General features: G+C 47.8%; 12 protein-coding genes and 4 pseudogenes. 5 read left to right on the top strand and 11 right to left on the bottom strand.

The window, feature by feature from the left end:
* Positions 1-544 (top strand): efflux RND transporter permease subunit (locus RMO52_RS20460; RefSeq protein WP_310417946.1); only part of this gene is annotated, 544 nt, incomplete at its 5' end.
* Positions 545-721: 177 nt separating this feature from the next.
* On the opposite strand, the gene RMO52_RS20455 is transcribed toward RMO52_RS20460, so the two are convergent.
* Positions 722-1,597: a DUF4037 domain-containing protein gene (locus tag RMO52_RS20455; RefSeq protein WP_310417943.1), complete on the bottom strand. Its 876-nt coding sequence runs from the start codon at positions 1,595-1,597 to the stop codon at positions 722-724.
* A gap of 364 nt (positions 1,598-1,961) precedes the next feature.
* On the opposite strand from RMO52_RS20455, the pseudogene RMO52_RS24850 reads away from it, so the two are divergent.
* Positions 1,962-2,207 (top strand): annotated as a pseudogene (locus RMO52_RS24850) (efflux RND transporter permease subunit); the annotation flags it as partial.
* 142 nt (positions 2,208-2,349) lie between these two features.
* On the opposite strand, the pseudogene RMO52_RS20445 reads toward RMO52_RS24850, so the two are convergent.
* Both RMO52_RS20445 and RMO52_RS20440 read right to left on the bottom strand, forming a co-directional pair.
* A pseudogene (locus RMO52_RS20445) lies at positions 2,350-2,734 on the bottom strand (type II toxin-antitoxin system VapC family toxin).
* Positions 2,731-2,970 carry a type II toxin-antitoxin system Phd/YefM family antitoxin gene (locus RMO52_RS20440; RefSeq protein ID WP_310417934.1) on the bottom strand — a complete coding sequence of 80 codons (240 nt, stop codon included), beginning with the start codon at positions 2,968-2,970 and terminating at the stop codon, positions 2,731-2,733. The pseudogene RMO52_RS20445 and the gene RMO52_RS20440 overlap by 4 nt, the downstream one beginning before the upstream one ends.
* 299 nt (positions 2,971-3,269) lie before the next feature.
* Here RMO52_RS20440 and RMO52_RS20435 point away from each other — a divergent pair, with 299 nt between their 5' ends.
* Positions 3,270-3,542, top strand: a complete 273-nt coding sequence (locus RMO52_RS20435; RefSeq protein WP_310417930.1) for an efflux RND transporter permease subunit — start codon at positions 3,270-3,272, stop codon at positions 3,540-3,542.
* Between the two features lie 178 nt (positions 3,543-3,720).
* On the opposite strand, the gene RMO52_RS20430 is transcribed toward RMO52_RS20435, so the two are convergent.
* From RMO52_RS20430 to RMO52_RS20420, 3 genes are read right to left on the bottom strand one after another with little or no spacing between them, the layout of a single operon-like run.
* Positions 3,721-4,413 carry an SDR family oxidoreductase gene (locus RMO52_RS20430; RefSeq protein ID WP_310417929.1) on the bottom strand — a complete coding sequence of 231 codons (693 nt, stop codon included), beginning with the start codon at positions 4,411-4,413 and terminating at the stop codon, positions 3,721-3,723.
* Positions 4,410-5,516, bottom strand: coding sequence for an alkene reductase (locus RMO52_RS20425; protein WP_310417926.1), 1,107 nt, complete (start codon positions 5,514-5,516; stop codon positions 4,410-4,412). Before RMO52_RS20425 ends, RMO52_RS20430 begins: the two co-directional genes overlap by 4 nt.
* An 11-nt stretch (positions 5,517-5,527) precedes the next feature.
* A complete protein-coding gene (locus RMO52_RS20420; protein ID WP_310417923.1) occupies positions 5,528-6,259 on the bottom strand; it encodes an SDR family oxidoreductase in 732 nt (243 codons plus the stop codon).
* A gap of 105 nt (positions 6,260-6,364) precedes the next feature.
* On the opposite strand from RMO52_RS20420, the gene RMO52_RS20415 reads away from it, so the two are divergent.
* Positions 6,365-7,054 carry a LysR family transcriptional regulator gene (locus RMO52_RS20415; protein WP_310417920.1) on the top strand — a complete coding sequence of 230 codons (690 nt, stop codon included), beginning with the start codon at positions 6,365-6,367 and terminating at the stop codon, positions 7,052-7,054.
* A pseudogene (locus tag RMO52_RS20410) lies at positions 7,039-7,284 on the top strand (efflux RND transporter permease subunit); the annotation flags it as partial. The gene RMO52_RS20415 and the pseudogene RMO52_RS20410, both read left to right, overlap by 16 nt.
* A gap of 250 nt (positions 7,285-7,534) precedes the next feature.
* On the opposite strand, the gene RMO52_RS20405 reads toward RMO52_RS20410, so the two are convergent.
* The 5 genes and pseudogenes from RMO52_RS20405 to RMO52_RS20385 form a co-directional block, all read right to left on the bottom strand.
* A complete protein-coding gene (locus tag RMO52_RS20405) occupies positions 7,535-8,476 on the bottom strand; it encodes a DUF5996 family protein (protein WP_310417914.1) in 942 nt (313 codons plus the stop codon).
* A gap of 177 nt (positions 8,477-8,653) precedes the next feature.
* Complete coding sequence (locus RMO52_RS20400) at positions 8,654-9,298, bottom strand: Vat family streptogramin A O-acetyltransferase (RefSeq protein WP_396135065.1); 645 nt, start codon at positions 9,296-9,298, stop codon at positions 8,654-8,656.
* A gap of 152 nt (positions 9,299-9,450) precedes the next feature.
* Entirely contained in the window at positions 9,451-9,684 is a 234-nt protein-coding gene (locus RMO52_RS20395; RefSeq protein ID WP_310417912.1) for a hypothetical protein, read from the bottom strand.
* A complete protein-coding gene (locus tag RMO52_RS20390) occupies positions 9,653-10,477 on the bottom strand; it encodes an alpha/beta hydrolase (RefSeq protein ID WP_310417909.1) in 825 nt (274 codons plus the stop codon). Before RMO52_RS20390 ends, RMO52_RS20395 begins: the two co-directional genes overlap by 32 nt.
* A 435-nt stretch (positions 10,478-10,912) precedes the next feature.
* A pseudogene (locus RMO52_RS20385) lies at positions 10,913-11,552 on the bottom strand (DNA topoisomerase I); the annotation flags it as partial.

The following is an 11,552-nucleotide window of genomic DNA, read 5'->3' as shown; positions in this document are numbered from 1 at the left end:
AACCGTCAGTCAACTCGCTGCGGCTTTTGCGTTCTCGGTAATTATTACCTACTTACTGCTGGTGGCTCTATATCGATCGTTCCTGTATCCGCTGGTGATTATGGCAACCGTACCGATGGGATTGACTGGCGCACTATTGAGTCTGGTGGTTGCTAATTGGATTCCTGGGGTCATCGTGCCCTTGGATATGATTACGGGACTGGGATTCTTGATTTTGACTGGGGTGGTCGTCAATAATGCGATCTTGATCGTCGAGCGAGTACTCCAGCTTCAAGCGGAAGGGCAAAAGTACGACGAATCCCTCTACAATGCTACACGCGATCGATTGCGACCGATTTTTATGTCCGCAGGTACGAGCATCTTGGGAATAGTGCCGCTAGCATTATTTCCCGGACAGGGATCGGAGTTGTATCAAGGGCTGGGAATTGCGCTGACTGGTGGGTTAGCATTTTCCACCATCCTCACACCCACGGTAGTTCCGGCATTGATGGCATTATTACAAGATTTCTCAGGCGATCGTCGCAAACACCCGATCGGTAGTTAGTGGATTTTATAAATTGGATTGGCGATTACCTACGGTAGGCTACGCCAACGCTCCGAGATTACTAGCTTCCTTCTAACAACCCCAATCACCGGAAACAGAAACCTTTGCAACTCACCAATCACTTGACCTTGTTCCGGTGCATTGGGATTGTTAGCCTGTTTACTGAGAGCTTGAAGTTTAGTCATCGACTGGCAACTCCCACCTGGGGTAAGTCCGATCGAATATCTCGCGCTGCTGCTTGAGATCGACTTGTGGTAAGGTTCTTTCCACAAGATCGAGAACTTCCTCAACCAGTTGGCGTAGCTCATGAATTCCGCTTACAGCTTCAGCTTGAAAAACACGCTCTAGTCGATTGAAAAAACTAGACGGTTTGATGCTCATTTCTTCAGCCCAGTAGCGTGTCCACTTGAAGCCGGGATGATAAATGCGGTTCAGCCCGAATAGGATGTTGAGCAGCCTTCGCACAATGGCGCATTTGTTCTCGTATAGCATCGGAATCTCAAGGCGATCGGTCAAGATGTGTTGACCATCAAACGGGCGGAAATTCAGATGCTTTTGAACCATCGCAACTGCAAGTTCTTCAGGATAAGGAGAAAGCTGAGTTTGCCACTGTTTAATGATGTCTTCGCCTTGAAGAACCACTGCGCGTTGAAGATGAAATGCGATCGCTTGTTTCTCAAACACAAGTTCGTATTGCGACACATCGTAACGCTCAACAACATCAATCACAAGGTTGTCTATCATCTCGCGTGTCCAATGACCCGCTTCGACTTTCATGCCGTGCATGTAAAACTGCTCTAACCATCTCTGCTTTGCTTCCCCATACGGCTCAATTTCCCAGCCTTTGACACCAACACTTTGTGCTGTGGCTTGCAACTCTTCGGCGGACGGCAGGTGTGACCAGACAAAGGCTAATTCAAGATCGGAATACTGGTCTGAAATCCCTAATGCCGCCGAGCCAAATACAAAACATGCTTCGACTGCGGGGTTAGCAGTGAAAGCAGGAGCGATTTTGTGAGCCAACGAAATCCGCCATACGCTGTGGTCATTCATGTTGATAATTATAAGTTCTTCCAAAACAATGTAGCCTACAGTAGGCTAACTATTATTTAGACTGACAGCATCAGTCTCATACCCCCATTTGGGGTAATTAGATGGACAAATTTCCACCTAATAGCCCCGATTTGGGTATTTAGGCAGAATAAATTCAGTATAATCACCCTGGAGACTGGTAGATCGATTTCGAGATTGATTGTAATAACTTTTAGTAGATTAAGCTTGGGATCTACCGTTCGCGTAGCGTCCGCTGTCTTGAAAAGGTGCTCCACTTGGGCAAAGCCCTGTTCCCGCACTTTTCGCTGTGCGGAATCGATTCCGCATAGCGGACGCTACGCGAACGAAAGATCCCAAATCCGAATCCGTCTACAATGCAACTCGCGATCGATTGCGATCGATTTTTATGTCCGTAGGTACGAGCATCTTAGGCATAGTACCGCTAGCAATCTTTCCCTGACAGCGATCGGCATTCGATCGAGGGCTGGGAATTGCGATCGCTGCTGGGTTAGCATTCTCCACCATCCTCACCCCTACTGTAGTTCCCGCATCGATCGCATTATTGCAGGATTTTTCAGGCGATCGTTGCAAACATATTATTGGTAGTTAGTGGATTTTATAAATTGGATTGATGGTCGATCGAAGATTACTAGCTTCGTTATAACGTTGCTGTTCAGAGGCTGCAAACATCCTTCGCCTCCATATCAGTGAGTTTTGGCAGTCTACTGCAACAGCGTTGTTGGGCTGCGTCGCTACATTACGCTGACTGGGTAAGCACGAACGGCTGAATCTACTGTCGCAATTGTGAGATCGTTTTGCAAGGCTTGACAAATAAGCATTCTGTCAAATGGATCGCGATGTAATGGGGGCAATTTAGCCAATTGCATCACACTGCTTTCATCAAGAGCAAGACTGGCAATTTGATGTAGATCGCGCTGCTTGGGTAAATATGTTTCGGGATGCTCTGGCAGAGGTAATTTGCCCAACTGGTATTTGACAATTGCTTCCCAGACCGAAATTGCACTTAAATAAACCTCATTGTCACAGATCGCGAATCGCATCCCGAACAGCAGTGGGTAACTGACTATCGCCACTGATGAACCACAAAAAAATATGTGTATCTAGCAAAATTCTCATTTGCCTTCAAACGCGCTCAAAATTTCTTCTGGCAAGGGTTCATCAAAATCTTCAGGGACGGTGAACTCACCAGCACACAGACCAAACGGTCGTAACTGCTTACCACTTAACGAAATAGGTCTAAGTTCAGCGATCGCTTTATCTGCTTGAAGAATGACAAAAGTTTCACCTGCCTCCACTTGACGCAAATATTTTGAGGGATCGCGCTGAATTTCGTCAACCGTCACATTTAACATAAAAAAGCCTCAGTCTAAGTTCAAAGGATAATATTCCGTCTCACTCAATTGTAAATGATGGGTTGTATTCTTCCAGATCGGATGAGTACGGATCGTTCGAGATGTCTGTGGATCTTTGGTTAGTGGACTGGAGCGGCTAAAAGATAGCTTGATGATTATGAAAAACCATCCAGTAGCATAACTCGTTAGTGAATTTATTCTGCCTAAATATCCTGGAGAATGGTGGCTTGATTTCGAGATTGTTTGTAATAACTGTTAGTAGATGAGGGTCGGGATCTCCCGTTCGCGTAGCGTCCGCTATGCGAACGAAAGATCCCAAATCCGAATCCGTCTACAATGCAACGCGAGATCGCTTGAGACCGATCTTTATGTCCGCAGGTACGAGCATCTTGGGGATAGTACCGCTAGCAATCTTTCCCGGACAGGGATCGGAGTTGTATCAAGGGCTGGGGATTGCGCTCACTGGTGGGTTAGCATTTTCCACGATCCTTACTCCCACGGTAGTTCCGGCATTGATGGCATTATTACAGGACTTCTCAGGCGATCGTCGCAAACACATTATTGGTAGTTAGTGGGTTTTATAAATTGGATTGATGGTCGATCCAAGATTACTAGCTTCGTTATAACGCCCCACTTCACCCGCCGTCAGTGATTCCTCGATCCAACTGATAGCCTCGATCCGGTCGGTGTGCAAGCGGATTGTTATGTAACGGCTGATTCCAGTTTGTCTACTGATTAAGATCGATGCACCTAGAAGGAAATGACTTTACGATCGCGCCAAAACTTTCCAGTCTCACTATGAGATGCCTCAGTTGCTAACCAAATTGCCGTATCAGCACCCTGCTCAGGAGATCGATCTGCCGATGCTCCACCCATATCAGTTCTCACCCAGCCTGGACACATGGCATTGATGACGATATTCTTAGCTTTCAGAGACTGCGATAACATCACCGTTGCACCATTTAATGCCAGTTTTGATAAACTGTAGCTAGTTGCCGTTGTAGTTAAACTATCGAGTGCACCCATCCCGCTAGAAACATTGATTATTCTGGCATCGGCAGATTTTTCAAGCAGTGGTAGACAGGCTTGCACCATCTGAATTACACCAAAGGTATTGGTCTGCATTGCCGTATTGAGCAATTCGCGAGAGATGGTGAGGCTATCAACTTGTTTGTCAGGGTAAATTCCGGCGTTATTAATCAAAACATCCAGTCGATCTATTTGCTGGGTTAAAACTGCAATTGCCCGATCGATAGATCGATCGTCACTCACATCCAGTTCCAATGAAATTGCTTTTTCGCTTAACTTTTCAGCAGCTTTGCTAGCCGAGTCGATCGATCGAGCCGTAATAATCACTTCGTAACCTTGAGCCAGTAGACCTTGAGCAATTGCAAAACCAATGCCGCGATTACCACCTGTAACTAAAGCGCGTTTGTTGTTCATATTGTTACCGCCAAAAAAGGATAGTCGGTGTAGCCTGCTGCACCTTGAGCGTATATAGTGAGAGGGTTCGGGGGATTTAATCTAGCACCCGATCGAAACCGCTCTGGTAAATCGGGATTGGCAAGAAAGGGCATCCCATAAGCAATTAGATCTACCTCACCACTAGTAACTGCGGTGGTGCCTTGGTTAAAATCATAGCCCCCATTGGCGATTAATAATCCTTGATAGACATCGCGCATCAGCGGTGTAGCAGGTTCATCTTCACCTGCTAGGAATTGTCCTGGCACACCTTCAGCCACATGGAGATAGGCTAAGTTAAACTGATTTAAGGCACTCGCAGCAGCAGTAAATAATGAATTAGGATCGCTATCGCGCATATCCAAATAGGGATTTTTCGGAGACAGGCGAACGCCTACCCGTTGGCCTAGCCGCTCCCCTGGAGCATCGACACTCCAAGCATTGACGACTGATTCTGTCACCTCCAACAACAACCTCAGCCGATTGTCGATACTACCACCATAGGCATCGGTGCGCTGATTTACACCATCCCGCAGAAATTGGTCGATTAAATATCCATTGGCTGCATGGATTTCCACCCCATCAAACCCAGCGGCTTGAGCGCGTTTGGTCGCTTCAGCATAGGTTTGAACGATCGCGGGAATTTCATCCAGTTCTAGAGCACGGGGTCGAACGAAAGATTTCTTACCGCTGGGGGTGTGGATTTCGCCAGCGGGTGTAACTGCCGAAGCTGAGACAGGAATTGCACCATTTGGTTGGAAGTCTGGGTGAGAAGCGCGGCCTGTGTGCCAGAGTTGAAGGAAGATTTTACTGCCTTGGGCATGGACAGCATCAGTGACGAGTCGCCAACCTTGGATGTGTTGGGCTGTATGGATGCCAGGTGTATTAATGGCACCTGCGGCTTGCTCAGAAATTTGGGTTGCTTCCGCAATAATTAAGCCTGCGGCAGCTCTCTGGCTATAGTATTCAGCCATTAAGGAATTGGGCGATCGATCGGCATCAGCACGCGATCTGGTCATTGGTGCCATCACAATCCGATTTTTTAATTGAGTGGCACCGACTTGGATGGGTGTAAATAAATCCATGTTTTTAGCCTCTACCAACCGATCGCGCCAGCTTCATTGAAGAATCCACCATTGGGGCCATCGTTGGGTAAGGTCGCCAGTTTGATGATGATGCCTGCGCCTTGTTGGACGGTACGTGGTGCCGCTGCACTTCCCATATCAGTCTGTACCCAGCCCGGACAAGCAGAGTTGACCTTGATATTGGTGCCAGTAAGCTGTTTGGCTAATTGAACAGTCAGAGCGTTGAGGGAAGTTTTGGATGAATTGTAGCCAGCGGTGTTCACACCATAGTAAGGCGACTCTGGATTCGATTGGTCGGTGAGGGAACCAGCCGAAGATGAGGTGTTCACAATCCGACCAGCTTCGGATTTGCCCAGTAGTGGTAAGAACTCCCGCGTGACCAGAAAAGGGCCGAAGAAGTTAGTTTGATAGACTTGCATCAACAGTTCTAAAGACATCTGTTCAAAGCTAAAAACGCCTTGAGCAAATTCGGGGTGAATGCCCGCGTTGTTGACTAAGATGTCGAGTTTGCCATAGCGATCGGTCACAGTCTGCGCCGCTTGTTTCACACTAGCTTCATTGCTGACTTCGAGGGGAATAAAATCTGCTTTGTATCCTTCTGCCTGCAATGTTTGAGCAGCGGCTTCGCCTTTGGCAGCATCGCGGGCACCGATGATGACGTGAATGCCTTTGGCGGCCAGTTGACGGGCTGTTTCCAGACCAATACCTTTGTTGGCACCAGTGATGAGGGCGATCGTAGTCATAACTAAACTCCGGTTGGGTGAATTACTTGATGTACCCAATATATTCTTTGTTCTAGCTGAGAAAAAGGGGTTAAGATTCAAATCAGTTATGCAAAAAACGCAAAGATGGATAAGCTCAAGAGTCTGATTATTTTCCTACGATCGGCTCAATACCAAAGCTTTTCTGAAGCAGCACGCCAGTTGAGCATGTCGCCGTCGGCAGTGAGTCGGGCGGTGGCGCGGTTGGAGGATGACTTAGGCATTCGGCTCTTGCAACGGACGACACGGAGCTTGACTCTAACGGAGGATGGAACGATATTCTATCGGCGGTGCCAGCAGATTTTGGACGATCTAGAGGCGATCGAACTAGAAGTCAAGCAGTCGCAATCCCAACCTAAAGGCACCCTCCGGCTTAATTTTTCGATCGCTTTGGGGAAGATGTATATTGCCCCAAGACTAGCCACATTGGCAGATCTGTATCCCGACTTAATCTTCAATGTTTCATTTAGCGATCGCATGAGTGACTTGATTGAAGAAGGCATTGATGCGACGGTACGAGTGGGGTTAGGTAGCGATAGCCGTTTGGCAATGCAGGTCTTGGGGACGGCTTATCCAATCACCTGTGCAGCTCCTAGCTATTTGGAACGCGCAGGGATACCGAACAGTCCAGCCGCGATCGATGAACATCGCTGTGTGAATTTTGTGCTGCCGCAGTTGGGTCGAGAAATTAGCTGGAAGTTTGAGCAGGGCACCTTTTCAAGACAGCGGACGCTACGCGATCGAAAGATCCCAAATCCGAATCCCTCTACAATGTAACGCGCGATCGATTGCGACCGATTTTTATGTCCGCAGGTACGAGCATTTTTGGGGTAATTTCCCTAGCAATCTTTCCCAGACAGGGATCGGAATTGTATCAGGGTTTAGGGATTGCTTTAACTGGTGGGTTAGCATTTTCTACCATCCTCACCCCTACTGTCATGCCTGCATTGATGGTATTATCACAGGATTTCTCAGGCGATCGTCGCAAACACACTATCGGTAGTTAATTGCGATCGCGGGTAACTACCAGCCGATCTGGCTCCCAACTGATAAAGATTCTATTTCAGCAAATTTAGCTGCTTCAGCACACAAATCTTCAATAGTTAATTAAGTAGGTTCATGAAGAAGGCTCCTGATTTGAGTCGAAGTAGAGTGGGATGAAGCCAGACAGGGCGATCGCTGCCGAACTTTGAATTTGATGACTTCTATGGCTTTTTATGCAATCGCCACTCTAATTGGCGACATAACCTCGTCAGGTTAGCCCTTAACAACTGGTTGGTAATCTAATGAGGCCCGATCCCAATGCGCTAAGTTAGCTGCTGCCTCGTAAGTGCTTTGCAGGAATGCCATTACCATTGCCTCTGGATCGTCAGCTTGCCGTACTGCTTCATAAGGCAGCATGAATTCCTGCATGTCTGGGCTGTAAAAGGCTGCTGGCGGTTGGATCGGATAATCTTTGAAGCCCCCTGGTGCCGGATAGGCGTAAGCGTAGAACGAGGCTTCAATCGAGCCACCGCCAAACCAAAAACCACAACTGCTTACCTCATACGAATAGGCTTCTCGCGTCACCCAATCTGCCATGTGGGGCACTCCACCCGGATGTTCGGGCGCACGTCGTCCCGAAAAGCGCGTCACTGCTAGGTCAAAGCTGCCCCAGAAGAAATGGACTGGACTACACTTGCCAGCATAGCGGGCGCGGAAGTCGGTCAGCAGACGATCGGCTTGCATCAGAATTTGCCAAAACCGTTGGGCAGATTCTGCATCGTAAGCCGCATGTTGCTCGTCTTGCTCAAAGGGAATAGGGTCAGCTATTTCCTGCGGCATCGTCCAGATCCGGACTTCGATGCCCATGTCTTTTAAGGTACTCATCACGGCTCGATAGAAAGCAGCCACAGAGCAAGGAGCGAGGGCGATCGTTCGCACTATGCCATCGCTCGTTTCAATTAGGAGTTGATGTTGTAAGAAGTCAAAGGCGATCTCAAAGCTACGGGAACCATCGGGCATCGTCCCAGTCGTCAGCCCGCGTGGTGTGACATATAGCGTTGAATGCCACCAGTGATTCATTTTGGGTGCTAACGCGACGCGAATTTTGCCAATGATTTGCGTCCACAGATGCAGCGTTTCATAAGTGTCTTGCCAAGCGGCAAGCGGTAGGGGAAGCCAGCGATCGGTAGAGGATAGGTGAGTGGTAGTCGTCATAGTACGAATCTCCATGTGAGTTGTTACCGTCATGTAAACGTCAAGTTCGAGAGTTGAAAAGTTGGATGTTTTTCGATTACTTTGCCCTACTTATCGGGTCTGTTGAGTGGCGATAAACAACACCTAAAAGCGAAAAGACTTTGCTCGCCGCGCCAACAGATTTGTGCTACTGCACTGCTACTCACAATTCATCAGAGTCTCAAGATCTGCCGCTACAATCTGCTCCAGATTTCGCGTAATTTTCTCGATCTCCCAATTCCACCAAGCAACTTTAAGCAATGCTTGGATCGTCTCATCATCAAACCGTTGGCGGATGCACTTGGCTGGATTACCGCCAACAATTGTATAAGGTAAAACATCGCCTACAACAACTGACTTTGCTGCAATGATGGCTCCGTCTCCCACCTGCAACCCTGGCATCATGACCGCTTCATAGCCAATCCACACATCGTTACCGATCGTCGTATCGCCTTTGTATGGCAGTTCTCCAGTTTGAGGGGTTACTTTCTCCCAACCGTTGCCGAAAATTTGAAACGGATAAGTCGAAAACCCATCCAACTTGTGATTGGCACCATTCATGATGAACTTAATATCTCTTGCCAAAGCACAGAACTTGCCGATGATTAATTTATCACCGATGAACGGGAAATGGTACAAAACATTTCGCTCGAAATTTTCTGAATCTTCTGGATCGTCATAATACGTGTAATCCCCAACAATGATATTGGGATTTGAAACCGTGTTCTGAATGAAGCAGATTTGCGAAAACCCCTTCATCGGATGCTTGTCTTTCGGATCTGCTCCGTACAAAATCGTTGGCATAGCCTCTCCTTGGAGAATTGCTCCTAGCTTTCAAAAATTCATGATCTCTGCATCTTATTCAAAAACTCACAACTACATCCTTCACCTGTTGTTCAAACGGTTGGGCAGCATAGTCGCTCGATCGATTGTTTACTCCTTACTAAGAGTGTGTTTTAGGCGAGGTCAAACAACAAGATTTCAGCACTGGCATCGGTCGTCAATTCTAGCCGTTCTGGACTGTTGATTTGTACGCCATCGCCCTCTCGCAGTGACTCACCATTGAGCGTCACGATCCCGCGTGCTACTTGAATCCAAGCAAAGCGATCGCTCTCCATCTCAAACGTAATCCGCTCGCTCGATATCCTGTTGGTAGGGTCAGTCCTTGAGAAACGACCGCAGATCGGCATTGAGGAGATCTTTATGGGTGTCAGGCAGTCCGTGAGGTGCGCCAGGATAGATTTTTAGGGTGGCATTCTTGACTAGTTTCGCGGCAGCGATCGCAGCAGCTTTAATCGGTACGATCTGGTCATCGTCGCCATGAACGATTAGTGTTGGCACGTCCATTTTTTTGAGATCCTCTGTGAGGTCGGTTTCAGAGAAAGCCTTGATGCAATCGAAGGTGTTTTTGTGTCCGGCTTGCATCCCCTGGAACCAGAACGAGTCGATTGCGCCCTGCGAGATTTTTGCACTCGGACGGTTGAAGCCAAAAAACGGCCCACTGGCAATGTCCTGATAGAGCTGCGCTCGATTCGCTAGAGAACCCATGCGAATCCCATCGAACACCTCGATTGGCAGTCCGTCGGGATTGCGCTCTGTCTTGAGCATTAGTGGCGGCACGGAGGAGATTAGTGCGGCTTTGGCGACTCGTGCTGCGCCGTGGCGACCGATATAGCGTGCTACTTCACCGCCGCCAGTGGAGTGTCCGACTAGTGTGGCGTTATTGAGGTCGAGATGCTCAAGGAGTTCCGCCAGATCGTCAGCATAAGTGTCCATGTTATTGCCATGCCAAGGTTGGCTCGACCGTCCATGCCCGCGACGATCGTGTGCGATGCAGCGGTAGCCGCGATCGGCGAGGAACAACATTTGCGATTCCCAGGCATCCGCGTTCAAGGGCCAGCCGTGGCTAAAAACAACAGGCTGTCCCGAACCCCAATCTTTGTAGTAAATCTGTGTACCGTCTTTGGTCGCGATCGTACTCATGTTGTGACTCCTAATAGATATTGGGCTAAAAGTTTCTCAGTCTGGATCTAGTTCGGATGCTCCGTTTATTTTAGTTAATGAATGATTAATTACAGTTTTTTTACCATACATTCAGTATGTAAGATTCATCCAAATTTCACCACTCAAGATCCACCAGTTAAGCTTTAAAATAGTTATTTATAATTAAAACTTTGTTATTTGCAGGCGCCAACCCGATCGGGCGTTTGAAGTTGGGCATTGGGGATAATTTCCGAGGGTAAATCCACTTTCACAGCTAGATATAATTAGATCTGCTGCAACTATAGCCGCTTGTTGAGAATCATAACACTCAGTTCGATCTCGATAATTTATCCGCCAATTTTTGAGTTTTGAATCTGTCCGTTGGCGAAGCCTACCGTAGGTAATCGCTCATTATCTACCATCCATTCAAGCCTGTCAGGAAGCCACATTTGTACCAAGATTACCCAATTTCGGACTCCACCACGCCCCCTCTTTGCCGCGAAAATAGGCAACATCTTGGTGTTTGGGCTTGGTTCGAGCTGCTGCATCCGAACACCTTAGCATCGACTTGGATTGCCCATCCTTATTGTAGCTATATTCTTCTAGCGGCTTTTGGCAAACCGGACAAGGATGTTCGGTAAGTTTCGCTGGCGATGACTGCTCGGTTTTAGGTTGTGGAATCTGCCATTCACTCGATCGATCTGACCAAAACATCACTAACCCTTTACCCTCTGAATCTTTACATCCATCTTCACACTTGAGAAAATAGCCCTTCTTCACCTTTTTGGTCGGTACTTTAGACATTGGCTTGCTGCAAGTCGGACATTTTGAGCGCGATTTCTCCAGTTCCTTACCCTGGAACGATCCATAGTCCTGTTCTGGTAGATTCAGAGTCGCCTTACTTAAAGCTGGCGCAAAATAGCTCCGGTTCCACTCAATCAGATAACTTTGCCATTCTTGCTGACCCTTCGAGATCGCATCAAGTTGAGTTTCCATTCCAGCGGTGAAGTCCGATTGAATCAACTCCGGTAAAGCTTGCATCAGAAAATCATCCACTTGCAAACCCACAGTCGTC

The sequence above is a fragment of the Chamaesiphon sp. OTE_8_metabat_110 genome, assembly GCF_031382685.1.
Taxonomy (GTDB): domain Bacteria; phylum Cyanobacteriota; class Cyanobacteriia; order Cyanobacteriales; family Chamaesiphonaceae; genus Chamaesiphon.
This window is presented reverse-complemented; position numbering and strand designations above follow the sequence as displayed.

Coding starts and splice junctions, on each gene's coding strand:
- RMO52_RS20455 (WP_310417943.1), bottom strand. CDS start 1,597: ATGAATGACCACAGCGTATGGCGGATTTCGTTGGCTCACAAAATCGCT.
- RMO52_RS20440 (WP_310417934.1), bottom strand. CDS start 2,970: ATGTTAAATGTGACGGTTGACGAAATTCAGCGCGATCCCTCAAAATAT.
- RMO52_RS20435 (WP_310417930.1), top strand. CDS start 3,270: ATGCGAACGAAAGATCCCAAATCCGAATCCGTCTACAATGCAACGCGA.
- RMO52_RS20430 (WP_310417929.1), bottom strand. CDS start 4,413: ATGAACAACAAACGCGCTTTAGTTACAGGTGGTAATCGCGGCATTGGT.
- RMO52_RS20425 (WP_310417926.1), bottom strand. CDS start 5,516: ATGGATTTATTTACACCCATCCAAGTCGGTGCCACTCAATTAAAAAAT.
- RMO52_RS20420 (WP_310417923.1), bottom strand. CDS start 6,259: ATGACTACGATCGCCCTCATCACTGGTGCCAACAAAGGTATTGGTCTG.
- RMO52_RS20415 (WP_310417920.1), top strand. CDS start 6,365: ATGGATAAGCTCAAGAGTCTGATTATTTTCCTACGATCGGCTCAATAC.
- RMO52_RS20405 (WP_310417914.1), bottom strand. CDS start 8,476: ATGACGACTACCACTCACCTATCCTCTACCGATCGCTGGCTTCCCCTA.
- RMO52_RS20400 (WP_396135065.1), bottom strand. CDS start 9,298: ATGCCAACGATTTTGTACGGAGCAGATCCGAAAGACAAGCATCCGATG.
- RMO52_RS20395 (WP_310417912.1), bottom strand. CDS start 9,684: ATGCCGATCTGCGGTCGTTTCTCAAGGACTGACCCTACCAACAGGATA.
- RMO52_RS20390 (WP_310417909.1), bottom strand. CDS start 10,477: ATGAGTACGATCGCGACCAAAGACGGTACACAGATTTACTACAAAGAT.